Genomic DNA, 25,893 nt, shown 5'->3' on the forward strand with positions numbered 1-25,893 from the left:
CCTGGTGATCAGTCCGGCTGCGCAGGTTGACGCAAGGTCTGCCTTACGCTCGGGATTGCACCGACGCGCGTGCCCAGTTCGTGGGCGATGTCGACATAGCCAAGATGCCGTGCCACGTCGCCCGCGGTGCGGCCGAACGCGTCCGCGGCATTGCGGTTGGCTCCGCGATTCAGCAACACGCGTGCGGGCGCCAGCAGCGCATGCATGGCGCATGCGTGCAGTGCGCTGACGCCGCGGTGGTCGGCGTGCTCCAACACCGCACCGGCATCCAGCAGGACAGGCACGAGCGCGCCGAGATGCGTGGCATCGGCACCCGTGCCCGGACGCATGTGCGCGCCGAGCAGGATAAGCAGCGGCGTGACGCCGTCCTTGTCGGCCTTGTTCACGTCGGCGCCCTTGCGGATCACGGCGTCCAGCAGGCGCCGGGCGCGCAGGCTGTCGCTGCTTCCGAAGCAGTACTGCGCGGCGGCGTGCAGGGCGGTGTGACCGTGCGCATCTTCCGCCGCGGCATCGGCGCCTGCGGCCAGCAGCATGTCCACGATCTCGGGATAGCCGAGTGCCGCAGCGATCATCAGCGCGGTGGTTTCACCCGGCAGGCGTTGATCGACCGCCACGCCACGCGCGAGCAGCAATTCGACGACGGTGTCGCGGCGTGCGTTCACCGCAGCGGCGAGCGGGGTGACGCCGGACGCGGCAGTGAGGGTCGGATCGGCGCCAGCTTCGAGGAGGCGCTCGGCGACGTCGCGCTTGCCCGCGCCTGCGGCACGCAGCAGCGCGGTGGCACCCTGATGGTCGCGGGCGTCTACGGCGAAACCCAGTTCCAGCAGCCGCTCGACGGCGTTCACGTCGCCCGCCGCGGCGGCGGCAGGCAGGTCCTCCGCGCGCAATGCGCGGCGTGGAAGCGACCACGACGACCAGCTCAGCCAGCGCTCCACGTCGCCATGGCCGATGCCCAGCCCGTAAGGCGTCTCGCCGTTGACGTCCGCCGCTTCCGGATCGGCACCATGGGCGACGAGCAGTCGAACCAGCGGCAGGCTGTCACCACCTTGTTCCAGCGCGGCATGCAGGGGCGTGCGACCACCGGTGTCGCGAACGTTCGGGTCCATGCCGCGGGTGAGCAGGGCCGCAAGAAGGGCGGCCCTGCCGGTGGCGGCAGCCATGTGTACCGGCGTGCGACCGCGGGCGTCGGCACCGAACGGATCGGCGCCCGCTTCGAGCATCGCCAGGGTCAGCCGCTCGTCTGCACCTTCGAGGCGGCAGATCGCCTGCCCCAGCAGCCCGGTTCCCGCGGGCGTGGCGCCCGCGCGCATCAACTGAAGCAGGGCGTCGGCGGACTGCGGCAACTGCGGCAGCAGCGCATCGAACAGGCGTCGGCCGAGCGCACTCTCGTCCTCGCCCGTCGGCGGGGTCAGGCGCGCTTCTGCCGGCAGCCCATGATCGAGCAGCCAGGCGCGCGCTGCTTCGCCGCCGGGGCCGGCAAGGTCGACATACAGGGCGGCGAGTTCGTGAGCGGGCCATTCGCGCACCTTCGTGGCGAAGGTCGACGCCACGGCCCAGTGCCCGAAACGCAGCGCGTCGTACAGGTGTTGCGGTGAATCCGCGCCGGCTTCCGGTACCACCGATTCGCTGAGCGAGGCCGGCAACGGCGTCTCCGGATCGAGCAGCGCGACGAAGTCCCAGCGTCCCGCGGCAGCGGCGTGATCGAGCGCGCTGCGTCCATCGGCGGCGGGTTCCTTCGGCTGCGCGCCCAGCGTGAGCAAGGCCCGCACCGTGGCGACCTGGGCGCGCGGCGACTGGCAGGCGAGGGTGAGCGCGTCACGCCCATGGCTGTCGCGAGGCGAGGCGTCGGCATGCACGTCGGCCAGCAGCTGCACGATGCCGTGTGCTCCTGCTCGCGCCGCCTCCATGAGCGCCGTGGTGCCATGGCGATCCGCGATGTTCGGCTGGGCGTTCGCCTGCAGGAGGGCGCGCACGATCTGCTCGTGACCTTCGGCCGCCGCGGCGATCAGTGCGGTGCGTCCCTGGGTGTCCGTCGCGTTCACGGGGGCCTTGTAGCGAAGCAACACCTTCACGCCTTCGCTGTCGTCATCGGGAATGCCTGCCGCCGCGACCAGGGCGGGCTCGCCGCCTACCGGCGCCGGCTTGGCGCCGTGTTCCAGAAGGAATCGCGCGAGAGTCCAGTTGGCCGCGCGGCAGGCAATGACCAGCGGCGTGTCGCCTGCATGGTTCACCGCGTCGACGGGCGCGCCGGCATCCAGCAGCATCGCTGCCACGGTCGGTTCCGCGCTCAGCACGGCACCGTGCAACGGTGTGTTGCCTTCCGCGTCGGTGCCAGCGGCGTTGGCGCCGTTGGTGAGCAAGGTGAGCACCGCTTCGGGTCGACCGTGCCAACTGTCGCGACTGGCGGCGAGCAGGGCGGTCATACCGTTGTGCACGCGATCAACCTTGGCGCCCTTGGCGATCAACGCACGCAGCAGTCGGGTATCGGGCGCCAATGCGGCGAGGGTGAGCACGGGGCGCTGATCGCGGTCACCCGTTTCGGCGGCCGTATTCGGGTCCGCGCCTGCCTCGACCAGTGCCACCGCACGCGCGATGTCACCGGCACGCGTCGCGGCCAGCAGTTCGCGTTCGCGCACGCCCGGCTGGCTTTCTTCGGTGCTGAGCACGGGGATCGGTGGGCGCGGCACATCCGCCGGGTCCAGTGCGGGTTCGCGCCGTGGTTCCGTGCGCGGCGTGCGGATGTTTCCGCGGCGGTCGCAGAGCAGCGCGCGCAGCGTACGGTTGGCAATGACCATGCATCCCAGCGGCAGCAGCACGACCGCATAGACACCCAGGGCCGCGACGCGCATCTCTGCGGGCAGTACGCCGTAGAGCCCCGACAGTGCCACGGCACAGAAGGCGAGGACGAGGAGGCCCAGCGACGCTGGAAGGAAGTGAGAGAAGAACCGTTCCTCGGCCGAGAGGTGCCGGCCGAAGCTGATCGAGCGCGCCATGGCGGTGAAGATCCAGGAACCGTTGCCGCTCTGCGCCGGATACGCGTCGTCCCAGACGAAAACCAGTCCGAACGCCGGCCACACCCGCCACAACGCCGCGAGGGCGACCACCAGCGTCGCGGCAAGGAGCAATGCCGCGCCCAGGCTAGGCGTCTGGGTCAGCTTGAGCAGGGGCCAGGCGACCAGCACGAAGACCGCGAACGTGTAGGCCGTGAACATCACCACGTGCGCTGCACCGCGCCTCAGCACCGTGCGCAAGTAGGTCGACTCCGGGTCGAAGCCGATCGCGTGACACACGGCGCCCATCGCCAGCGCGTTGGCGAGCAACAGCGGAATAAGCGCCAGCGGGGAGGCGATGAAGCCCGCGCAGGCGACCGCCGCGAGGGCGGGAAGGAACCAGGGCAGCGCTTTGATCAGCGACGGTCGACGACGTTTGGGATTGGCCATGCGCAGGAGTATACGGAGCGAATACCGCCTACGCGGTAACGCCGCGTTAACTCAGGTTGCACGTTCGGCGCACGCGCAGGGCGCGTGTGTCAGCTGCGCGCGAGCGTCTGCGTCGGGTCGATCTCATGATTGTGGTTGGGCTGGTTGCAGACGCTGAGTGTCTCGTTCGACGGGGTCTGCAAATGCCACCCCTGCTCGGCGAGATTGGCGAGCACGCGTTCGGTGTCTTCCTGCGGCAGCTTGCGCTGAGGCGTCAGCTCCACTTCGAGTACGAAGCGGAGTTCCCCGAGTAGGAGCAGAAGCGTCTCGGGCAGAAGATCGAAGGCTTCGCGGCGGGGAAGCCATACGTAGGTGTCGGGCTTGCGCTGGCTGGCGTAGACGAAGCAGTGCATGACGGCAGGTCTCGCTGACGGCGTGGTAGTCCAACTTACCAAATGCGCGACGCGAAGTGAGTCATTACGCCTGAGGCCATTTCAGCTTTGTTGCAGTTGCACTTGCAAATTCCTCGTCAACTCGTCCAGAGTTCCCACCGAGATTGTTAAACGCGCGTATGAAAAGGGGAAACTTTTCAGGTTTCCGCGCGTGAAATCCCCAGCAGAACAAGAAAGCAGGAGCCCCAAATGCAGAAGCTGAACCTTTCGACCCGGCCGCTGGCCGTCGCCGCCCTCTCGCTGGCCATCGCCGGCGCGCTGGTGGCTCCCCAGGCCGCTCAGGCCAGCGCCTTCCAGTTGAAGGAAAACAGCGCCAAGGCGCTCGGTCGCGCCTTCGCCGGCTCGGCCGCTGCCGGCGACGACGCTTCGGTGATCGTCAACAACCCGGCGGCGATGAGCCTGCTCCAGGGCAACGTGTTCCAGGCCGACGTCACCGGCATCAACTTCAGCACCAAGTTCCACGGCACCGCGACCGACGCGCAGGGTCGTCCGATCAGCGGCGGCAACGGCGGCGACGCGGGCACGACCATCCCGGTCCCGGCCCTGTACTTCGCTTCCAAGGTTGGCGATCGCTGGCATCTGGGCCTCGGCCTGACCGCCCCGTTCGGTTTCAAGACCGAATACGACTCCGACTGGAAGGGCCGCTACAACGCGGTCAAGTCGGACTTCAAGTCGTTTGATGCCACGCTGTCGGCTTCGTTCGACGTGACCGACGACTTCGCCGTCGGCGTCAGCGCCATCGCGCAGAAGACCAGCGCAGAGCTGACCAGCGCCATCAACTACAACACCGTGGGCCTGGGTCTCATCCAGCGCGCCGCGGCAGCCGGCCAGATTTCGCCGGCCGTAGCGCGCGCCCTCGCGACGCAGTACGCCACCGTCGTGCCGCCTGGCAGCGATGGCTACGCGAAGATCAAGGGTGACGACTGGGCCTATGGCTGGCAGGTCGGCGGCCTCTGGAAGCTGACGCCGAACGATCGCATCGCGCTCAACTACCGCAGCAAGATCAGCCACACGCTGGAAGGCACCGGTAACTTCACGATGCCGACGAACGTCTCGGCCGTGCTGTCGAACCCGACCGTCGGCGCCCTGCTGGGCAGCGGCCAGCCGCCGTTCACCCACACCAACGGCAGCGCCGGCTTCACTACGCCCGCGATCGCCACCGCCAGCTTCTGGCACCAGGATCAGAAGTTCGGTCTCGGCTTCGACCTGTCGTGGACCAAGTGGGATTCGTTCAAGGACCTCACGGTCAATTACTCGAACCCGAACCAGCCGTCCACCACCGAGGCATACAACTGGCGTAACAGCTGGTTCGCTTCGGTCGGCGGCGAGTACTACGTCAACGACAAGCTGACCCTGCGTGGCGGTGTGGCCGTCGACAGCACGCCGACGTATGACGACACCCGCTCGCCGCGCGTGCCGGACTCGACCCGCAAGTGGCTGGCCTTCGGTATCGGCTACAAGGCCACCGATCGCTTCGAGATCAACGCTGGTTACGCTCACATCTTCGTGAACAAGGCGCACATCGGCGGCGTGTCCGATGCGACGGCCGATCGCCTCGTGGGCGAGAGCGACGACAAGGGCAACCTGCTGAGCGTCTCGGCCAAGTACCAGTTCTGATCGCTTCCGCGATCGACTGATCGGCCCATAAAACCTCCCTGGAAACAGGGAGGTTTTTCTTTTGCTGGAGACAAACACGCGAGGCGAGTGACGCGCGCCTTCGTCACTCGCGTGCCGTGAAGAGCGGGCGCGTTCCGGCTTGCGTTACGAAAGGTCAGTAGGCGTAGTCGCGGAACACCGGATCGACGCTGCCGTTCCACTCACCGTGGAAGAGTTCGAGCTTCACGTCTGCCTGGGTCTTGCCCGAGAGCGCGATTTCCATCAGCGGTTCGAGATAGATGGATTCATCGGCGCCGCGACTGCTGAGGCGGTTGCGCCGCTTGAGCCCGGCATCCGAGATCTTGAGTGCCTCGATCGCGAGATCCTGCACGGTGTGATTGCGGAACGGCAGGGCCAGTGCGTGTTCCGGTACGCCGTCGCGCAGCGCGTGGCGCTCGGCTGTGCTGAAATCCTTGACCAGATCCCAGGCGGCGTCGAGCGCCGTGTCGTCGTACAGCAGGCCGACCCAGAAGGCGGGTAGCGCACACAGCGAATTCCAGGTGCTCGTGTCGGCGCCACGCATTTCGAGATATTGCTTGAGCCGGACCTCGGGGAAAGCGGTGGTGAGATGATCCGCCCAGTCGGTCATGGACGGCTTCACGCCCGGCAGTGCCGCCAGTTCGCCGCGCATGAAGGCCTTGAAGTCCTGGCCGGCCAAGTCGACGTACTTGCCGTCGCGATAGCTGAAGTACATCGGCACGTCGAGGATGTAATCGACGTAGCGCTCGTAGCCGAAGCCGTCTTCGAAAACAAAGTCGAGCATGCCGGTGCGGTGAGGGTCGGTATCGGTCCAGACATGCGAGCGGTAGGACTTGTAGCCGTTCGGCTTGCCCTCGGTGAAGGGCGAGTTGGCGAACAGCGCCGTGGCGATGGGCTGCAATGCGAGGGCGACGCGGAATTTCTTCACCATGTCGGCTTCGCTCGAGTAATCGAGGTTGACCTGGACGGTGCAGGTGCGAGTCATCATGTCCAGGCCGAGCGAGCCGACCTTGGGCATGTACTCGCGCATGATCTTGTAGCGGCCCTTGGGCATCCAAGGCATCTGGTCGCGGCGCCATTTCGGCTGGAAGCCCATACCGAGGAAACCGATGCCGAATTCCTCGGCAACGGAGCGCACTTCCTTGAGGTGATTGGTGACCTCGTCGCAGGTCTGGTGAATCGTCTCCAGCGGCGCACCCGAGAGTTCGAGCTGGCCGGCGGGTTCGAGCGTGATGTTGGCCTTGCCCTTGGTCAATGCGACGAGCGTTTCGCCTTCGCGCGCGACGTCCCAATCAAAGCGCGATGCCAGCGCCTCGAGGATCGCGCGAATCCCCGGACGGTCGCCTTCGAAGGGCGGCGGGGTCAGGTCGTCGCCGTAGAATCCGAACTTTTCGTGTTCCGTGCCGATACGCCACTCGGAGCGAGGCTTCTCGCCCTTGGCGAGATAGGCGGCCAGATCGTGGCGGTCGCCGATGGGCGTGCTCTTGGCGGCGCTGGGAATGGACACGGACTTTCCTTAGAAGAGGGAGGCCTTTTGGCCGGATGCCGCCCACATGGGGGCGCCGACCCGCCGGGAAAAGGTGTCATACCGGCGGCGCAGCGTAGCAAATGCACAGCGACGACGGTTGAAACGAAAAGGGCCGCCCTGTGGGCGGCCCTTGCCGTATTTCGGCGAGACGCGAGGTCAGCGCTTCATCGAATTGAAGAACTCGTCGTTCGACTTGGTGTTCTTCATCTTGTCGAGCATGAACTCCATCGCGGCGAGTTCGTCCATCGGGTGGAGGAGCTTGCGCAGGATCCAGATCTTCGCGAGCAGGTCCGGGTCGATGAGGAGGTCTTCGCGGCGGGTGCCCGAACGGTTGATGTCGATCGCCGGGTAGACGCGCTTCTCGGAGATACGGCGGGACAGGTGCACTTCCATGTTGCCGGTGCCCTTGAACTCCTCGTAGATCACCTCGTCCATCTTCGAACCGGTGTCGGTCAGCGCCGTAGCGATGATCGTGAGGCTGCCGCCTTCCTCGACATTGCGCGCGGCGCCGAAGAAACGCTTCGGGCGCTGGAGCGCATTGGCGTCGACACCACCGGTGAGTACCTTGCCCGAGCTCGGCACCACAGTGTTGTAGGCGCGAGCGAGGCGGGTGATCGAATCGAGCAGGATCACCACGTCCTTCTTGTGCTCGACCAGGCGCTTGGCGCGCTCGATCACCATCTCGGCGACCTGCACGTGACGCACGGCGGGCTCGTCGAAGGTGGAGCTGATGACCTCGGCACGCACGGTGCGGGCGATTTCGGTGACTTCTTCCGGGCGCTCGTCGATCAACAGCATGATCAGATGGACGTCCGGATGGTTGTACTGGATGGCCTGCGCGATGTTCTGCAACATCATCGTCTTACCCGATTTCGGCTGGGAGACGATGAGGCCACGCTGGCCTCGGCCGATCGGCGCCACCAGGTCGAGGATGCGGCCGGTGATGTCTTCGGTAGAACCGTTGCCGCGTTCCAGCTTGAACGCCTTGCGCGGGAACAGCGGGGTCAGGTTCTCGAACAGCAGCTTGTTCTTCGACGCTTCCGGCGGGTCGCCATTGATGTCGTCGACCTTGAGCATCGCGAAATAACGCTCGCCTTCCTTCGGATGGCGGACGCGTCCGGTGATGTAGTCGCCGGTGCGCAGGTTGAAGCGGCGGATCTGGCTGGGCGACACGTAGATGTCGTCCGGACCGGCGAGATAGGACTCGTCGGCCGAGCGCAGGAAGCCGAAACCGTCCTGCAGGATCTCGAGCACGCCTTCCGCCCAGATGCCGCCCCCGGAGCGCGCATGCGCCTTGAGGATGTTGAAGACCACATCCTGCTTGCGCTGGCGGGCCACGCCTTCGCGGACACCGAGCGACTCGGCGAACTCCAGCAACTGGATGGAGTTCTTGCGCTTGAGTTCGGTGAGGTTGATCAGGCGGTCGTTGCTGCCCGCGTCGGCGTTCTCGTCGTCGTCGACGGGATAGCCGTTGTTGTTGCGCGGGTGCTGGTAGTTACCGCCGCCGTTGCCGTTTCCGCCACCACCGCCACCCGGGCGCTGTTGCTGGTTGCGTTCGTTCCGGCGCCGCCGGCCGCGGCCTTCGCGATCGTTACGGTCGTTGCGGTCATTACGGTTGTTCTGCTGCGGGTTCGGGTTCTCGCCGCGAGCCTGCTGCTGGCCGGGCTGGTGGCCCCCCTGCGGCTGGCCCTGCTGGCCCTGATCCCGGCTTTCGGCCTGCTGCTGTGCGGGTGCCGGACGGGAATCTCCCGAAGAAGGCGCGTTGCCCAACTGCAACTCAGCCTGAGGGGCCGGAGAAGGTGCTGGGGCAGGCTTGGCGGGAGCCGGCGCCGGAGCGCTCGTCTCGACCGCGGGGGTCTCGGCGGCAGGTGCCTTGCGGCGGCCGCGCGGACGGGCTTCGGTCGCAGGCTGATCGCCGGCGCCCTTGGCGTCGATGGAATCTTTGGTTTCGATATCGGACACGGGCAAACCTCACGGGGCGCCGTTGGAAGAAAAGAGGGAGAGGGTTCGCAGCGTGGGGGACAAGCGGGGTCCCGGCGAACTCCTAGAGCCTAGCATCGCGTGAGGCGCGGCGTAAAGCGCCTCACGCGGCGGCATAAGACAGGAACGTAAAGCGAAGCTTCAGATCGACTTGTCGATGAACTGGGCGAGCACGCCCTTGTTCACGGCACCGACCTGAGTGCCAGCGACCTTGCCGTCCTTGAAGACCATCAGGGTCGGAATACCGCGGATGTTGAACTGACGCGGCGTCTGCTGGTTCTCGTCGATGTTGATCTTGACGATCTTCACCTTGCCCTCGTACTCGTCGGCAAGCTGTTCGAGCGCGGGAGCGATGGCTTTGCAGGGGCCGCACCATTCCGCCCAGAAATCGAGCAGGACGGGGGTGTCGGATTCAAGCACGTCCTTCGAAAAGGCAGCATCGCTCGTGTGGGTGATCTTGTCGCTCACCGTGGTCTCCAGGGAGGGGTAGAAGGGGGTTGACGACCGTGACGCTGGCATCGGCTACACTAAGGAGCCCCGTGTCACGGGTCCAACCGGAACCGAAGGTCTTGGCCATTGCAGCCGGCGGCCCTCATTCCAACCCAACTCGGGGCGCGATTCAAGCGATTCAAGGGCGCCGACGGATCGGTTCTCGTTGACATAGGTGAACAGGCTCCGGCCGTTCATGATCCGTACGCCGCCGGATTTCGGCGAGCTTTTTCACCTATGCCAGCGGGAACCGTCGGGTCGCGCGCCGCCGCCTCCGGCCACCGTGCGCCGGGCGCGTCGTGCGGCCCCCGGCTGACAACCGGTCGCCCTCCGACTCTCCCGTGACGCCCGCCGGATCACCCACCGCCCCAGGCCATACACGCCCATGGGGCGCCGCCGCTCACCCGCGGCGCGCCAGTCCAGGTCCTCCAACTCCATGTCCCAAACCGTTCTCACCGACGTCTTCTACGAAAACCTCGATCTCCACCCGCTGCTTCACCAAGGCCTCGCCGCTGCCGGCATCACGCGCTGCACGCCCATCCAGGCGTTGACCCTTCCGGTGGCGCTGGCGGGGCGCGACGTCGCCGGCCAGGCCCAGACGGGCACCGGCAAGACCTTCGCCTTCCTCGTCGCGCTGATGGACCGCCTGCTCAAGCACCCGGCCCGGCCCGACCGCAAGGATTCCGATCCCCGCGCCCTGGTCATCGCGCCCACCCGCGAGCTGGCGATCCAGATCGAGAAGGACTTCCAGGCCATCGGCAAGGCCACCGGCCTGCGCAGCGCGCTCATCTACGGCGGCGTCGACTACGACAAGCAGCGCCAGCAGCTTCGCGACGGCTGCGACATCATCATCGCCACCCCGGGCCGCCTGCTCGACTACTACAAGCAGGACGTGTTCGGCTTCGGCAGCGTCGAGGTCATGGTCATCGACGAGGCGGACCGCATGTTCGACCTCGGCTTCATCAAGGACGTCCGCTTCATCTTCCGCCGCCTCCCGGCGCGCGAGAAGCGGCAGGTGCTGCTGTTCTCCGCCACCTTGAGCCACCGCGTGCTGGAGCTGGCTTACGAGCACATGCACGAAGCCGAGAAGCTCGTGGTGGAGACGGACAACATCACCGCCGACCGCGTGCGCCAGGTCGTCTACTTCCCGTCGAAGGAAGAAAAGATGCCGCTGCTGTTCAACCTGCTCGAAGAGAGCAAGGCCGAGCGCAGCATCATCTTCGTCAACACCAAGGCCGCCGCCGAGCGGATCACGGACCGCCTGAAGCGGCACAACTTCCGCGTCGGCGCCATCTCCGGCGACGTGCCGCAGGTGAAGCGCCAGAAGCTGTTGCAGCGCTTCCAGGAGGGCCAGATCGACCTCCTGGTGGCCACCGACGTCGCCGCCCGCGGCCTGCACATCCCGGCCGTAAGCCACGTCTTCAACTACGACCTGCCGCAGGATGCCGAGGACTACGTCCACCGCATCGGCCGCACCGCGCGCCTCGGCGCCGAGGGCGATGCGATCAGCTTCGCCTGCGATCTCTACGCCATGGGCCTTCCGGACATCGAGGCCTACATCAACCAGAAGATTCCCACCGCGTCGATCGAGGCGAAGATGCTGGTGATGCCGGCCCCGCGGCCCCGCGCCGATGGCGTGCAGGACGAGGTCGACGATCCGAATGATACCGGCGGCCACGTGCCGACCCGTGGCGCACCGCCCGAGAAGGGCGGTCGTGGCGGTTCGCGTTCCGGTAGCCGCTCGGGCGAACGCTCCGGCAGCCGCGAGCGCCGTCCGCGCCCGCCGCGTGAAGATCGTCCGGCTGCCTCACCGACCGAAGTGCCGGTGAAGACGGTGGTAGTGGCCGAGACCGTGGCCGACTTGCCGGCTGCTGCGGAAGCGATGGCCGACGCCTCGGCGCCGAAGAAGCGCCGTCGCCGTCGCGGCGGACGGGGCCGCGGTGCCGGCGAGGGCGCAGACGCCTCCAGCAACAATGGCGCATCGCGCGCCGAGAAGGCCGCCACGCCGCGCGTCGCGGACGGCCAGAACGGTGCGACGCGTCGCCCGTCGCGCCAGGTGACCGCCACGCGTCCGGCACCGGCGCCTGCGCCGGCCGCCGCGCCGCCGAAGGAGAAGGTCGGTCTGCTGCGCCGTATCGGTCGCTTGTTCGGCGGCCGCTGATCTAGCGGCAGTTGCAGGAACCGCCATGGCGGCGAGGGAAGCTTGCCGGTAGGAGCCAGCGGGTGGGAGCCAGCCTGCTGGCGATAGGGGCTTGCTTTGCTGCCACACCGCTTTGTTGGCTTTTCGCCACCAGGGTGGCTCCTACCTTTGCTCCGTGGGCTTCTCGCCACCATGGCGGCGCCCACAATTCCTCACTACATCCCTTATCCTCTCGAGATTCACGGGCCAATGGGTGATGCGGTGATCGGTTTCGATCTGGTGAGCAAACGGTACGAGGGCGGTCACCAGGCCCTTACCGATGTGTCCTTCCACGTCGACGCGGGCGAGATGGCCTTCGTCACCGGACACTCCGGCGCGGGCAAGAGCACGCTGCTGAAGCTGCTGGCGATGATCGAGCGCCCCACTAACGGCGTGGTCACGCTCGACGGCCAGAAACTCAATACGGTTCGCCCCGGTGATATCCCCCGTATACGACGCAAGCTCGGCATGGTCTTCCAGGACCATCGCCTTTTGCTCGACCGCACCGTGTTCTCCAATGTGGAACTGCCGCTGGTCATTGCCGGCGTTCCGCCCGCCGATCGTGGCAGGCGAGTGCGCGCGGCGTTGGAAAAGGTCGGCCTGCTGAGCTACGAGAAGCAGTTGCCTGAAGCACTTTCCACGGGCGAGCAGCAACGCGTGGGCATCGCGCGCGCCATCGTCGCCAAGCCGGCGGTGCTCATCGCCGACGAGCCCACCGGCAATCTCGACCCGCAACTGGCGATGGAGATCATGACCTTGTTTGCGGAATTCCAGGCCGTCGGCACGGCCGTACTCGTCGCCAGCCACGACCTGATGTTGATCAAGCGCATGAAGAAGCGCGTCGTCGTGCTCGACCACGGCAAGCTGATCGCCGACGTTCCGGCCACGGAGGTCATATGAACGCCGTCCGCGAACCTCGCAGAGCCCCCGAGCCGGAAAAGACCCGCCGCAGCGAGCCGCGCAAGCTCGGTGCCTGGCGCGAGCACCACGCGTGGAGTATGTCGATCAGCCTGCGCCGGCTCGGTGCCCGGCCGCTGGGCACGCTGCTCACGGTGGCCGTGATGGGCGTGGCGCTGGCGCTGCCGCTGGCGTTCTATCTGTTGCTCGGCAACGTCCAGCGGATGGGCGATGCGCTTGGCCGCAATCAGTCGATCAGCGCCTTCATGAGGCCCGGCCAGAACGCCGCTATGGCCCAGACCGCCGCCTCGGCGCTTCGCGGGCGGCCGGAAGTGGCCGACATCGTCGTTCGTACGCCGAAGGACGGTTTGGACGAGCTGGCCGAAGTGCAGGGCTTTTCCGGCGCCTTGCAGTCGCTCGACGTGAACCCGCTGCCCTACGTGCTTTCGGTGCAGCCGAAGCCGGGCCTCAGCGCCGACGATGTCGGGCGGCTGGTCGACGCCATGAAAGCCACGCCGGGCGTGGACATGGTCCAGGACACCGGTGCGTGGCGGCAGCGACTCGATGCGTTGCTCGGCGTGGGCGGCCGAGCCGTAGCGCTGCTGGCCTTGCTGCTCGGTGTCGCCGCCTTGCTGGTGGTCGGCAATACCATCCGCGTCGACATCCAGAGCCGCAGTGCGGAGATCGGCGTCCTGCTGCTGATCGGCGCGAGCCGGCCCTTCGTTCGCCGACCTTATCTCTACGCCGGCATCTGGCTCGGTTTCCTGGCGGGGGTGCTCGCGGTCATGCTCGCCGTAGTGCTGGAACTGGCGATGGCTGGCCCGGTGGGACGGCTGGCGGCGGCCTACGATGGCAGCGTCACCTTCGGCGGACTCCCTGCGTGGCTGCTGCTTTCGGTACCCTTCGCTTCGGCTGTGCTGGGGTGGCTCGGGGCAAGGCTCGTCAGCGCGCGGCAAATTCGCCGCGCCGCGGCGGCCTGACGAAAAGGGGGCGGGGTTGGCAACTCAGATCGGATCACGTGTCGCAGGCGCGACACCGCGCATTCTGGTGGTGGACGGCTCCAAGGTCGTGCGCCAGTTGATCGCCCGTGTCGTCACGGCCGAAGTGCCGGGCGTGGAGATCGTCGGCGTATCCACGGGGGCCGAAGCGCAGGCCGAGTTGCAGCGCGGCGTGTTCGACTTCGTGACCATCGCGTTGCGCCTGCCGGACATGGATGGCCTCGATCTCGCCCGCTTCGTCCGCGAGTCGGCACCGCAGATCTACATGCCCATCGTCGTCGTCTCCGGCGATGTGGAGCAGCGCCTGCACCGGCGCGAGCTGGGCGAATTCATCACCGACTATTTCGACAAGTCGCTGGGCTTCGGCGCCCTGGCAGAATTCATTCGCGGCTACGTGCGCCCCGAAGGCGGCGCGGAAGGCGAAGTGCTCTATGTGGAAGACAGCCGCGTCGTCGCGCTGGCGACGCGCCGCATGATGGAAAAGTACGGGCTCACCGTGCATCACGTGATCAGCGCGGAAGACGCGCTCGATCATCTTCACGCGGCACGTGCGCGTGGCGACGTCGGCGCGGACGTCGTGCTGACCGACGTCAGCCTGAAAGGTGAACTAACGGGCGGCGATCTCGTCGAACGCATCCGCAACGACTTCGGTTACGGCAAGGGCCAACTGCCCACGCTTGTGATGACGGGCGACGAGAATCCCGCCAATCAGGCCGCGCTGTTGCGCGCCGGTGCCAACGATCTGGTCGAGAAGCCGGTGGAGGAAAAGCTCCTCATCACCAAGCTGTTGTTCCAACTCCGTGTTGCTCAACATCTGCGCGAAAGGATGGCGCATTGAACGATCGCGTGAAACTCGAGCCCTCCTGGAAGGAGCGGATCGGCCCGTATCTGGACCGCCCCGAAATGCTCGCCCTGTCGGACTTCCTGCGGACGGAGAAGGCCGCCGGCAAGGTGATCTACCCGCCCGGCCCTGAGATCTTCAACGCCTTCGCCCACACACCGTTCGACAGGGTGCGCGTGGTCATCCTCGGCCAGGATCCGTACCACGGTCCCGGCCAGGCGCACGGCCTCAGTTTCTCCGTGCGTCCCGGTGTGCGCGTACCGCCGTCGCTGCAGAACATGTTCAAGGAAATCGAGGACTGCCTCGGCATCCCGCGCCCTGACCACGGCTGCCTCACTCCCTGGGCCGATCGCGGCGTGCTGTTGCTCAATGCGGTGCTCACCGTGGAAGCAGGGCAGGCCGGCTCGCATCAGGGCAAGGGGTGGGAGGGCTTCACCGATGCGGCCATCGACGCACTCAACCGAGAGCGCGAAGGGCTCGTCTTCATGCTCTGGGGCAGCCACGCCCAGCGCAAGGGTCAGCTCATCGACGGCAAGCGCCATTTGGTCCTGCGCAGCGTGCACCCCTCGCCGCTGTCCGCCCACCGCGGCTTCATGGGCTGCGGCCACTTCGCGAAGGCCAACGCCTACCTGGAGTCCCGCGGCGAAGCGCCTATCGACTGGTCGCTGCCTGGGCGGAAAGAAATGGCGACCGGGTCCGAGCTTTAGACGACAAGAACAGATCGTGGCACCGGCGGTGTTCGAAATACCGATACGCATGACGGAAGGGATGTCGAGCAATAGGTATTTGTTTGCGGCGGCTGTCGCATTGACCGGCTCGGTCAATGCAAGAGAGGTGGCTTACTACTACACGGATCCGCAGGGAACGGTGCTTGCGGAGACTGACGCTCAAGGGAACATCAGATCCTCGTCTGATTTTCGCCCTTTTGGAGGCTTCGCCCTCGGAGTGGCGCAGGACGGTATGGGTTACACAGGCCACTTCATGGATGTGAATGAAGGCCTGATCTATATGAAGGCCCGTTATTTCGATGCTGAATCTGGGCGGTTCTTGACGAGGGATCCCATGCCTGTCCGTACTGGGGCAATCGCGTCATTCAGTCGGTTTGCGTATGTCGCCAATAACCCGCTATCTCTCAGGGACCCGACGGGGATGTACATCTGCAAGGGTGACGGAAAAAATTGCGATAGCGTGGCCACAGCGGTGGCTACGATAAGCAAGGCTGCCGGCGCCCTTGCCGCAGGTAGTGCGATGCGGGTCAAGCTTGAGAGCGTCGCCAAACTTTACGGGAAGCCGGGCGAGGCCAATGGTGTCACTGTACAGTTTGCTAATCTTGGCGGTTCAGCGGTTGCTAACACTGTCACAAAGGGCAACGAAGTGACGGTGACAGTGGATGCAGGAAGATTCGCGAGTCAGTTGAGTAATCGTGTGCCAGAGAGCCGGGAAGCCGAGTGGGCGGCAACCATGGCCCATGAGGGCAGTCACGGCCTGGCGCAGCGAGCGTCGACGATACAGGGTCGGGATGCAGTGTTTTCGGATGAGCAGAATGCTTACCGTACTCAAGGCACCGTGAATCAGGGTTTGGGAATTTCGTCGATATACGGAATCTGGACGCAAGGAGATTCTTCGGTCGACGAAGAAACCATTTCGACTTATGCGGAGAAGAGCGCAGAGAATTGGTGCAATGCAGGTGGGAAATGCTGAAGCCTTGGTTGCCTTATCTCATCGGGCTGGCGTTTGCGACTGCTGCCAATGTCGGTTTTGCCTCGCAAGTGACGGTGGTCGCCTCCATATGCGATATCGTGCACTCCCCTGAGAAATACGACGATCGGCGCGTCTCGTTTCGATCCCATGTAGAAAGCGATGGCGTGCATGGGGCTTATCTGGCGGAGCCTGAGTGCGACAAGGGCATCACGTTGGAGAGCGGCGGGAGAGCAGACTGGACTGACTTGAACCGGATCATGGATACGATCGGTACCGTCGGGACGGCAAGGAAGTCTGTCGAGGCGTCCTGGGTCGGGGTGGTCCACGTGAAGGGGCCCGTCATCTCGTTCTCGGCGGACGGCATAAGCGACGTCACTTACAAGCTGTCGGACGGTTTACGGCGCAGGGCCAAATAGGGCTCCTCATCGCTGCAGAACAGGAGCGTGCTGTCCGCCCACCGCGGCTTCATAGGCTGCGGCCACTTCGCCAAGGCCAACGCATATCTCGAATCCCGCGGCGAGCCGCCGATCGACTGGTCGCTGCCGCCCCGACCGGCCCTGCAGGTGTAGGAGCGCGCCGTGCGCGCGACATCTCTTCGCCGGGCCTGGGGGCTGGCGCGCGAGCGTGCGAACCGGGGCGAGAAGCTGTCGCGCGCAGGGTGCGCTCCTACGGCGAAGGTTTTAGGCATTGCGAACAACGGGTTGCGTTGCCGGCCATCAGCCGTGGACGCCCCGGACCGTACCGGACATGAACCAGCCTTACCCAGCGCTGGACATGCCTGACCTATTTCTGTACCATTGCGTACAGTTAACCGATGAACTTCGGGCCGACTTAGCACTCTCATCCCGGGACTGCTAATCTGCGTACAAGACTTTCAGGAGGTTCCACACATGTCACAAGCCCTCGCCACCCGTAACTACGGGCTACCGAGCGTCGTCGGCAGTCTGGATTCCTATATCTCGGCGGTCCATCGCATTCCGGTGCTCAGCCTTGACGAGGAGCAGTCGCTCGCGCGCCGCTTCCATGAGGAAGCCGACCTCGACGCCGCCAAGCAACTGGTGATGTCGCATCTGCGTTTCGTGGTCCATGTGGCTCGCGGATATAACGGCTACGGCCTGCAGCTTTCCGACCTCATCCAGGAAGGCAACATCGGCCTGATGAAGGCGGTGAAGCGCTTCGACCCGGACCAGGGCGTTCGTCTGGTCAGCTTCGCGGTGCACTGGATCCGTGCCGAAATGCACGAATTCATCCTGCGCAACTGGCGCATCGTGAAGGTCGCTACCACCAAGGCGCAGCGCAAGCTGTTCTTCAACCTGCGCAAGAGCAAGAAGCGTCTGGGCTGGATGAACGCAGAAGAGGTGCGCGTCGTGGCGAATGACCTGGGCGTGCCCGAGGCCACCGTCCGCGAGATGGAGTCCCGCTTGTCGGGACGCGACGTGGGCTTCGAAGCCCCGGCTGACGCCGACGACGACGAGAAGCCGGCACCGGCCGCGTTCCTGGTCGACGAGGGCGCGGACCCGTACGACAACCTCGCCGAGGAAGACGCGAGCAACAACCAGATGGGCGCGCTGTCCTCGGCGCTCGGCAATCTGGATGACCGTTCGCGTGACATCATCCAGCGCCGCTGGTTGGCCGAGGACAACAAGGCCACGCTGCAGGATCTTGCGGACGAGTACGGCGTTTCCGCCGAGCGCATCCGCCAGATCGAGGCGAATGCGATGAAGAAGATGCGGGTTGCCATCGCGGCCTGATCCATCGGCGGCGTAAGATTCGGAACGGCCCCCTCGGGGGCCGTTTTCCGTTGTCACCATGCAGGAGTCCAAACTGATGCTCAGGGCCCTGGTCATCGAAGACGATGAGGTCACCGCTCGCGACATCGTCGCGGAGCTGGGTGCGCACGGTCTCACGGCCGACTGGGTCGCGAATGGCCGCGACGGTCTGCAACGTGCGCTTGCCGATGGTTACGACATCATCACCCTCGATCGCATGCTTCCCGGCATGGACGGCATCGACGTCGTCTCCGCATTGCGCCAGCGCGCGATCGACACGCCGGTGCTCATGATCAGTGCGTTGTCCGACGTCGACGAGCGCGTGCGCGGTCTGCGCGCCGGTGGCGACGACTACCTCACCAAGCCGTTCGCGCCCGACGAATTGGCCGCACGGGCCGAGGTGCTGCTGCGCCGACGCCGGCCTACTGCCAACGAAACGCGCCTGCGCGTAGCGGACCTGGAGCTGGATCTCGTGCGGCACAACGCGCAGCGCAATGGGCAGGCACTGGCCTTGTTGCCCACGGAATTCCGGCTGCTCGAATTCCTCATGCGCAATGCGGGTCAGGTCGTGACGCGGCAGATGATCTTCGAGCACGTCTGGGGCTTTCATTTCGATCCCGGCACCAACGTGATCGACGTCCATATCGGTCGCCTCCGCCGCAAGATCGACGGCGCCGGTCAGCTGCCGCTCATTCGCACCGTCCGCGGCTCGGGATACGTTCTTGCGCCCGCTGACTGACGCCTGGCGTTCCGCCACCTCGCGCCTGATCATCATCTACGGCGCGTTGTTCGCCATCTGGTGCGTGGTGCTCCTCGGCGTCGTGCAATGGGAGGCATCGCGTTATCTGTCGGGCGTCGTCGATCAGATGCTCGCTGCGCGTATCCATTACCTCGAGCGCACGGACCCGCGGCGCCTGCCTGCTACCGTGGAGGCTGCCAGCGAAGTGGATGTTCAGGGCTACATGTGGATCGGCCTGTTCGATGCCCAGGGAAGGCGCATCGCCGGCAACATCGCCACCGTGCCGCGCGAGCTGGGGCGAGATGGCGTGGTGCTTCCGCTCGAAGCCACCCTCGACAGTCCCACACGAAAGGCGACGGCACGCGTGCGTGGCATCACGCGCGAGTTGCCCGACGGTAGCCGCATCGTCGTCGCCAAGGAAAGCACCACCATCGACGGCATCGGCGCGATCATCCGACGTGGCGTGCTGTGGGGCCTGTCGCTCACGTTGATTCCCGGGCTGCTCGGCGGCGTGCTGATTGCGCGCGGCCCTGCGCGACGCATCCGTGCGATTCAGCAGGCGATGGAACCGATTCGCGAGGGCGATCTCAGCGTGCGCCTGCCGGTCAGTCGCGGCGGCGACGAAGTGGACCTGCTTGCAGCTACCGTGAACACCACACTGACCGAGATCGAACGCTTGCTCGGCGAGGTCAAGGGAGTCAGTGACAACATCGCTCACGACCTGCGCACGCCGCTGACCCGCATGCGTACGCGCTTGTATCGCTTGCAACAACAGTTCGAAGGAAAGCCGGAAGGCGAGCAACTCGACGCCTGCGTTGCCGAGATCGATACCGTGCTGGCGCGATTCCGCGCGCTCTTGCGCGTGTCGGAGCTGGAAGATCGCCAACGCAGTGCCTGCTTCGAGAACATGGATCTCGGCACCGTGCTGCGTAACGTGCACGAGTTTTATGCGCCGCTGGCCGAAGACCGCGAGCAGCGTTTCGAGATCGAGGTGGGCAAGCTGCCCCTGCTGCGCGGCGATCCGCAGTTGATGTTCGAGGCATTCGCCAACCTCGTGGGCAATGCGATCAAATTCACCCCGAACGGTGGCACGGTGCGCCTGGTCGCATCGACCGACGCCGGTGGCGACGCTCGCGTGGACGTCGCCGATACCGGTCCCGGCATCCCCGTCGCCGAGCGCGAAGCGGTGTTCCGCCGCTTCTATCGCGGCGACGAGACCCGATCCAAGCCAGGCTGTGGGTTGGGTCTGGCCATCGTTGCCGCGATCGTGCGCCTGCACGGATTCTCGCTCTCGGTCGGCGGCAACGAGAAGGGCGCGGTGTTTTCCGTGACCTGTCCTGCCATCTAGGACTCGGTAAGCAGCCCCTAAATAAATCTTAACTACGCCCACGATTCCTTACGGCGCAAAATTCGCGGTGACGCAACATCGCGCTCGGAATCCGTCCCCCATGATTGGCATCGTCCGGATCGCACTCACGCGGCCGTATACCTTCATCGTCCTCGCGTTGCTGATCCTCATCGTCGGTCCGCTCGCTGCACTGCGCACGCCCACGGACATCTTTCCGGACATCAAGATTCCGGTGATTGCAGTGGTGTGGCAGTACAACGGCCTGCCCCCCGATCAGATGGCGGGACGCGTGTCGTCGCCGTTCGAGCGCGTGCTCACCACCACGGTGAACGACGTGGAGCACATCGAAGCCAGTTCGATCCAGGGCTTCGGCATCATCAAGATCTTCTTCCAGCCCACCGTGGACATCCGCACGGCGAACGCGCAAGTGACCGCCGTGGCGCAGACGCTGCTGCGCCAGTTGCCCCAGGGCACGACACCCCCGTTGATCCTCAACTACAGCGCCTCGACGGTACCGATCATCCAGCTGGCGCTGTCAGGCGAAGGTCTCACCGAGCAGAACCTCGCCGATCTTGGCCTCAACATCATCCGCCCGCAGCTCGTCTCGGTGGCCGGTGCAGCCATTCCGTACCCGTTCGGCGGCAAGACGCGCCAGGTGCAGATCGACATCGATCCGCAGGCGCTTCAGGCACGCGGCCTCTCCGCACAGGACGTGGCGAATGCGCTCGCTGCGCAGAACCTGATCACGCCCGTCGGCACGCAGAAGATCGGCCGCTTCGAGTACACGTTGCAGCTCAACAACTCGCCGTCGGCGATCGACGAGCTGGGCAACCTGCCGGTGAAAGCGGTCAACGGCGCCACCGTGTTCATTCGCGACGTGGCGCACGTGCGCGACGGCTCTCCACCGCAGACCAACATCGTGCACGTCAACGGCGATCGTTCAGTGCTGATGACGGTGCTGAAGAACGGTTCCGCGTCCACGCTCGCGATCATTGCCGGCGTCAAGGAGCGCGTCGCCTCGATGAAGGATGCCTTGCCGGCGAACCTCAAGATCGCGCCCATCGGTGATCAGTCGCTGTTCGTCAGCGCTGCGATCGAGGGTGTGGCCCGCGAGGGCGTGATCGCCGCGGCGCTCACGAGCCTCATGATTCTCCTGTTCCTCGGTAGCTGGCGATCGACGGTGATCATCGCCACGTCCATCCCGCTCGCCATTCTCGGCTCGATCGCCGCGCTGTCGGCGCTGGGCGAGACGATGAACATCATGACCCTGGGCGGCCTGGCGCTGGCGGTAGGCATCCTCGTCGACGATGCCACCGTGACTATCGAGAACATCAACTGGCACCTGGAGCAGGGCAAGGACGTCGAGACCGCCATCCTCGATGGCGCCGCGCAGATCGTGACGCCTGCGTTCGTGTCGCTGCTGTGCATCTGCATCGTGTTCGTGCCGATGTTCTTCCTCGATGGCGTCGCCCGATTCCTCTTCGTGCCGATGGCCGAGGCGGTGATGTTCGCGATGATCGCGTCCTTCATCCTCTCCCGCACCCTTGTGCCGACAATGGCGAAGTACCTGCTGCATCCCCATTCGCATGACGATCCGCATGGGGACGGGAAGAAGCCTTCGCGCAATCCGCTGGTGCGCTTCCAGCGCGGATTCGAAGCACGCTTCGAACGGTTCCGCGAGAGCTACCACGGGCTGCTCGCCCTGGCCTTGCAGCACCGCAAGGTGTTCACGATCGGCTTTATCGCGTTCGTCGTGCTGTCGTTCGCGCTCGTTCCGATGCTGGGTCGGAACTTCTTCCCCGCGGTGGATTCCGGGCAGATCCTGATGCATGTGCGCGCGCCAGTGGGCACGCGCGTGGAAGAAAGTGCGCGCTTGTTTGCCGAAGTGACCGATGCGGTGCGTCGTGTCATTCCGAAGGACGAGTTGGGCACGGTGGTGGACAACATCGGCCTTTCGTCATCGGGCATCAACAATACCTACAACAACACCGGCACGATCGGCTCGCAGGATGGCGACATCCAGATCGCGCTGAACGAAGGCCACGCACCGACGGCTGATTACGTACGCTCGCTGCGCGAGACGCTGCCTCGGGAGTTCCCGGGCGTCACATTCTCCTTCCCGCCGGCCGACATCATCAGCCAGATCCTCAACTTCGGCTCGCCTGCACCGATCGATCTGCAGATCCGCGGTCCGAACCTGCCTGCGAATTTCGCCTATGCGAACCGCCTGCTGCGCGAGATCCGTCGCGTGCCGGGTGTCGCCGATGCGCGTATCCAGCAGTCGCAGACGAGCCCGGGCTTCAACGTCGATGTGGATCGCAGCCGCGCTCAGCAAGTGGGCATCACGGAGCGCGACGTCACCAGTAGCCTTGGCGTGAATCTCGCGGGATCGAGCCAGATCGCGCCGACCTTCTGGCTCAATCCGGCCAACGGCGTGTCCTATCCGATCGTGATGCAGACGCCGCAATACAGCCTGGACAGCCTGCCCGATCTGGAGAACGTGCCGATCAGCCCGAGCAGCGGGAACGCCGGTGCGCAGATCCTTGGCGGTCTCGCCACCGTATCGCGCACAGCGACCAATGCGGTGGTGAGCCAGTACAACATCAATTCGATGGTGGAAATCTACGCCACCACGCAGGACCGGGATCTCGGCGCTGTCGCCGCCGACATCCAGAAGATCATCGAGGCCAACAAGAAGGCGCTGCCCAAGGCGTCGAGCACGGCCCTGCTGGGTCAGGTGCAGACGATGAACAACGCGTTCTCGGGTCTGATTTTCGGCCTGCTGGGAGCGATCGTGCTGATCTACTTGTTGATCGTGGTGAACTTCCAGTCGTGGAGCGATCCGTTCGTCATCGTGACCGCGCTCCCCGCAGCCATTGCGGGCATCGTCTGGATGCTGTTCGCAACACATACCACGCTGTCGGTGCCAGCGCTCACGGGCGCCATCATGTGCATGGGCGTGGCAACGGCCAATTCGATCCTCGTCGTGAGCTTCTGCCGCGAACGTCTCGCTGAGCTGGGTGACGCGACGGCGGCAGCACTGGAGGGTGGCTTCGTGCGCTTCCGCCCCGTGCTCATGACTGCGCTCGCGATGATCATCGGCATGGCGCCCATGGCGCTTGGTCTTGGCGAGGGTGGCGAACAGAACGCGCCGCTGGGACGTGCCGTGATCGGCGGTCTCGTCTTCGCCACGGTTGCCACGCTGTTCTTCGTCCCGGTCGTCTTCAGCATCATCCACGCACGGCGTGGTCACCCGTCACCCACCCCGGCGAACGCTTCCGGAGAGCCCGTCCATGTCGCCTGATACGTTGCACACTCCTCCGCCGCGCCGGCTTCGTCTGGCCGGCATCATCGTTGCGATCGTCGTGCTCGCGATCGTCGTGGCCGGCGTGGCGACGCGCGCCAACGACTCGCGCAGGCTACGCGAATGGACCGATCAGCAAGCCGTCCCCACGGTCAGCGTGGTGACGCCGGAAGGCGGGCAGGGCGGCGGTGAGCTAAATCTTCCCGGTCGCCTCGCCGCCTATACGCGCGCACCGATCTTTGCTCGCACCAGCGGATACCTGAAGTACTGGAAGGCGGACATCGGGCAAAAGGTGAAGGCGGGCGACGTGCTTGCGGAGATCGAAACGCCGGATCTCGACCAGCAGCTGCTGCAGGCCAAGGCCGATCTCGCGAGCGCGCGAGCCAACGAGGCACTGGCGCAGACGACCGCCAAGCGCTGGCAGGCGATGCGCGATTCCGATTCGGTGTCCAAGCAGGAAGTGGACGAGAAGGTGGGCGACTACGACGCCAAGCACGCGTTGGCCCAGGCGGCGCAGGCCAACCTCGAACGGATCGAGGCGTTGAAGGGCTTTGCGAAGCTGGTGGCGCCGTTCGATGGCGTGGTGACGGCGCGCGAAACCGATGTGGGTGCGTTGATCAACGCAGGTGGTGGCGGCCAGGAACTGTTCGTGATCTCGGATGTGCGCAAGCTGCGCCTGTACGTGAACGTGCCGCAGAACTACGCGCCATCCATCCAGCAAGGCGCCACGGTGAAACTCACGGTACCGGAGTACCCGGGGCAAACGTTCAAGGGCACGATCGAGGCCAGCTCTTCGGCGATCAATGCGGCCTCGGGAACGACCCTGGTGCAGGTGCTGGTCGACAACAGCGACGGCAAGCTCCTGCCCGGAGGTTATGCCAGTGCGACCTTCGATCTGCCGGCCAACGCGTCGCTGTTGCGCGTGCCCGCGAGCGCGCTGGTCTTCGACGACAAGGGCCTGCGGGTCGCCGTCGTCGATCGCGACAACAAGGTGACGTTCAAGCCGGTCACCATCGCTCGCGACTTCGGTAAGACGGTGCAGCTCGGTTCCGGCCTTGCCGCGGGTGATCGACTGATTGAAAGCCCGCCGGATGGTTTGGCCGATGGCGATACGGTGCGCATCCAGGCACCCAAGACCGCGGAAGGCGATCATGCCAAGGCTTGACCGGGTCGCTATGGCGGTCGCCACGTGCGTGTCGCTCGGGCTTTCGGCGTGTTCGCTCGCGCCTGCGTACAAGGTGCCCGAGGTACCTGTCGCGGAGCACTATGCGAATGCGTCGGGTCCCTGGGTCGAAGCGACCCCGGCCGATCATATCGACCGCGATGGCTGGTGGAAGCTCTACGGGGACGCGCGCCTCGACGACCTGCAGGCGAAGTTGCTGGCGAACAACGCGACGCTCGCCGCGGCACTGGCGCACTATCAGCAGTCGGTGGCGTTTACACGGCAGGTGAGTGCCGGCCTGTACCCGCAGGTGGGATTGAACGGCAATGCCTCACGCAATCGCCAATCGGATACGCGTCCGTTACGCGGCGCCACGTCGCCGGCCTACTACGATTCGTACACGATCGGCGGACAGCTCGACTACGAGATCGACCTGTGGGGGCGCGTGCGCGATACCGTCGCGGCGGGCACGGCGGAACAGGCGGCCTCGGCGGCGGACCTCGCCTCCGTGCGTCTCAGTCTGCAGGCGCAGCTTGCCGACAGTTATCTGCAGCTCAACGGCTTCGATCGGCAGATCAAGGTGCTCAACGAGAGCATCGATGCGTTTGCGCGCGCACTCGAACTGACCCGCTCGCGCCACGAGGGCGGGATCGCTTCGGGCCTGGATGTGGCGCGCGCGGAGACCCAGCTGTCGAATGCGAAGTCGCAACTGACTCAGGCGCAGGCGCAGCGCGCGCTGGTCCTGCACGGCATCGCGGTGCTCGTCGGCGATTCCGCCTCGGGCTTTACGCTTGCGGCAAACGACGCGCCGGTGCAGGTGCCTGCCATTCCGCTCGAAGTGCCGTCGCTGCTGCTGCAGCGGCGACCGGACGTTGCCGCCGCCGAACGACGTACGGCGGCGGCAAACGCGCGCGTGGGTGTGGCACGGTCCGCGTATTTCCCGCAGCTCACGCTCGACGGGCAAGGCGGGTGGCAAAGCGACCGCTGGGGAAGCATCGCCACCGCACCGAACCGGTTCTGGTCCATCGGGCCGACGCTATTGCTCAACGTCTTCGACGGCGGGCGTCGCAAGGCGGCCGTCGAGGCCGCGAAAGCCGCGACGGACGAAGCCGGCGCGCAGTATCGCGGTGTGGCACTCGCGGCATTCGCGCAGGTGGAGGACAACCTCACGCTGCTGCGCGATCTCGGCACGGCGCTGGTCGATCAGCGTGCGGCAGCAGCTGCGGCGCAGCGCTCGGTGGATCTCTCACTCAATCGCTATCGCGAGGGCGCCGTGGGTTACCTCGACGTGGTGCAGGCGCAAACCGCGGCGCTGGATGCGCGACGCAACGTGATCGACCTGGAGACGCGACAGCTGCGCGCCAGCGTGCAACTGGTGCGTGCGCTCGGTGGCGGGTGGAACGCGTCATGAGATACGTTGCCCACCGCTTGCGGCGGCCGTAGGGCGCTGCG

19 protein-coding genes and 1 pseudogene are annotated in these 25,893 nt (G+C 65.6%); 15 read left to right on the forward strand and 5 right to left on the reverse strand.

Annotated features, from left to right (window positions below; genetic code table 11):
- Positions 1-8: 8 nt before the first annotated feature.
- Positions 9-3,440 carry an ankyrin repeat domain-containing protein gene (locus BT115_RS09390; RefSeq protein ID WP_072322367.1) on the reverse strand — a complete coding sequence of 1,144 codons (3,432 nt, stop codon included), beginning with the start codon at positions 3,438-3,440 and terminating at the stop codon, positions 9-11.
- 89 nt (positions 3,441-3,529) lie between these two features.
- Positions 3,530-3,832: a YcgL domain-containing protein gene (locus tag BT115_RS09395; RefSeq protein ID WP_072322368.1), complete on the reverse strand. Its 303-nt coding sequence runs from the start codon at positions 3,830-3,832 to the stop codon at positions 3,530-3,532.
- 228 nt (positions 3,833-4,060) lie between these two features.
- Here BT115_RS09395 and BT115_RS09400 point away from each other — a divergent pair, with 228 nt between their 5' ends.
- A complete protein-coding gene (locus BT115_RS09400) occupies positions 4,061-5,488 on the forward strand; it encodes an OmpP1/FadL family transporter (RefSeq protein ID WP_072322369.1) in 1,428 nt (475 codons plus the stop codon).
- Positions 5,489-5,642: 154 nt separating this feature from the next.
- On the opposite strand, the gene BT115_RS09405 is transcribed toward BT115_RS09400, so the two are convergent.
- From BT115_RS09405 to trxA, 3 genes are all read right to left on the reverse strand, one after another.
- Positions 5,643-7,013: a glutamate--cysteine ligase gene (locus tag BT115_RS09405; RefSeq protein ID WP_072322370.1), complete on the reverse strand. Its 1,371-nt coding sequence runs from the start codon at positions 7,011-7,013 to the stop codon at positions 5,643-5,645.
- 177 nt (positions 7,014-7,190) lie between these two features.
- Complete coding sequence (gene rho / locus BT115_RS09410; RefSeq protein ID WP_072323138.1) at positions 7,191-8,996, reverse strand: transcription termination factor Rho; 1,806 nt, start codon at positions 8,994-8,996, stop codon at positions 7,191-7,193.
- A gap of 159 nt (positions 8,997-9,155) precedes the next feature.
- Positions 9,156-9,482, reverse strand: a complete 327-nt coding sequence (gene trxA / locus BT115_RS09415; protein WP_072322371.1) for a thioredoxin TrxA — start codon at positions 9,480-9,482, stop codon at positions 9,156-9,158.
- Between the two features lie 457 nt (positions 9,483-9,939).
- On the opposite strand from trxA, the gene BT115_RS09420 reads away from it, so the two are divergent.
- The 14 genes and pseudogenes from BT115_RS09420 to BT115_RS09480 all read left to right on the forward strand — a co-directional run bounded on the left by BT115_RS09420 (position 9,940) and on the right by BT115_RS09480 (position 25,852).
- Positions 9,940-11,664: a DEAD/DEAH box helicase gene (locus BT115_RS09420; protein WP_072322372.1), complete on the forward strand. Its 1,725-nt coding sequence runs from the start codon at positions 9,940-9,942 to the stop codon at positions 11,662-11,664.
- 228 nt (positions 11,665-11,892) lie between these two features.
- A complete protein-coding gene (ftsE, locus tag BT115_RS09425) occupies positions 11,893-12,582 on the forward strand; it encodes a cell division ATP-binding protein FtsE (protein WP_218184746.1) in 690 nt (229 codons plus the stop codon).
- Positions 12,579-13,559, forward strand: coding sequence for a permease-like cell division protein FtsX (ftsX, locus tag BT115_RS09430; RefSeq protein WP_072322373.1), 981 nt, complete (start codon positions 12,579-12,581; stop codon positions 13,557-13,559). The genes ftsE and ftsX overlap by 4 nt, the downstream gene beginning before the upstream one ends.
- Positions 13,560-13,575: 16 nt before the next feature.
- Positions 13,576-14,415 (forward strand): response regulator, encoded by an 840-nt coding sequence (locus BT115_RS09435; RefSeq protein WP_072322374.1) that lies wholly within the window; start codon positions 13,576-13,578, stop codon positions 14,413-14,415.
- Positions 14,412-15,125, forward strand: coding sequence for a uracil-DNA glycosylase (ung, locus tag BT115_RS09440; protein WP_072322375.1), 714 nt, complete (start codon positions 14,412-14,414; stop codon positions 15,123-15,125). The genes BT115_RS09435 and ung overlap by 4 nt, the downstream gene beginning before the upstream one ends.
- A 49-nt stretch (positions 15,126-15,174) precedes the next feature.
- Entirely contained in the window at positions 15,175-16,119 is a 945-nt protein-coding gene (locus BT115_RS09445) for an RHS repeat-associated core domain-containing protein (protein WP_072322376.1), read from the forward strand.
- Positions 16,113-16,535, forward strand: a complete 423-nt coding sequence (locus BT115_RS09450; protein ID WP_072322377.1) for a hypothetical protein — start codon at positions 16,113-16,115, stop codon at positions 16,533-16,535. The genes BT115_RS09445 and BT115_RS09450 overlap by 7 nt, the downstream gene beginning before the upstream one ends.
- Positions 16,536-16,553: 18 nt before the next feature.
- Positions 16,554-16,688: pseudogene (locus BT115_RS18920) on the forward strand (uracil-DNA glycosylase); the annotation flags it as partial.
- Positions 16,689-17,009: 321 nt separating this feature from the next.
- On the forward strand, positions 17,010-17,870 hold the full coding sequence (gene rpoH, locus BT115_RS09455) for an RNA polymerase sigma factor RpoH (RefSeq protein WP_072322378.1): 861 nt from the start codon (positions 17,010-17,012) through the stop codon (positions 17,868-17,870).
- A gap of 76 nt (positions 17,871-17,946) precedes the next feature.
- Complete coding sequence (locus tag BT115_RS09460) at positions 17,947-18,627, forward strand: response regulator transcription factor (RefSeq protein ID WP_072322379.1); 681 nt, start codon at positions 17,947-17,949, stop codon at positions 18,625-18,627.
- Positions 18,611-19,975 carry a sensor histidine kinase gene (locus BT115_RS09465; protein ID WP_072322380.1) on the forward strand — a complete coding sequence of 455 codons (1,365 nt, stop codon included), beginning with the start codon at positions 18,611-18,613 and terminating at the stop codon, positions 19,973-19,975. The genes BT115_RS09460 and BT115_RS09465 overlap by 17 nt, the downstream gene beginning before the upstream one ends.
- A gap of 100 nt (positions 19,976-20,075) precedes the next feature.
- On the forward strand, positions 20,076-23,279 hold the full coding sequence (locus BT115_RS09470) for an efflux RND transporter permease subunit (protein WP_072322381.1): 3,204 nt from the start codon (positions 20,076-20,078) through the stop codon (positions 23,277-23,279).
- Positions 23,269-24,444 (forward strand): efflux RND transporter periplasmic adaptor subunit, encoded by a 1,176-nt coding sequence (locus BT115_RS09475; protein WP_072322382.1) that lies wholly within the window; start codon positions 23,269-23,271, stop codon positions 24,442-24,444. The genes BT115_RS09470 and BT115_RS09475 overlap by 11 nt, the downstream gene beginning before the upstream one ends.
- Positions 24,431-25,852, forward strand: coding sequence for an efflux transporter outer membrane subunit (locus BT115_RS09480; RefSeq protein ID WP_218184747.1), 1,422 nt, complete (start codon positions 24,431-24,433; stop codon positions 25,850-25,852). Before BT115_RS09475 ends, BT115_RS09480 begins: the two co-directional genes overlap by 14 nt.
- Positions 25,853-25,893: the final 41 nt, after the last annotated feature.

This window comes from Luteibacter sp. UNCMF366Tsu5.1 (genome assembly GCF_900119235.1).
Taxonomy (GTDB): domain Bacteria; phylum Pseudomonadota; class Gammaproteobacteria; order Xanthomonadales; family Rhodanobacteraceae; genus Luteibacter; species Luteibacter flocculans.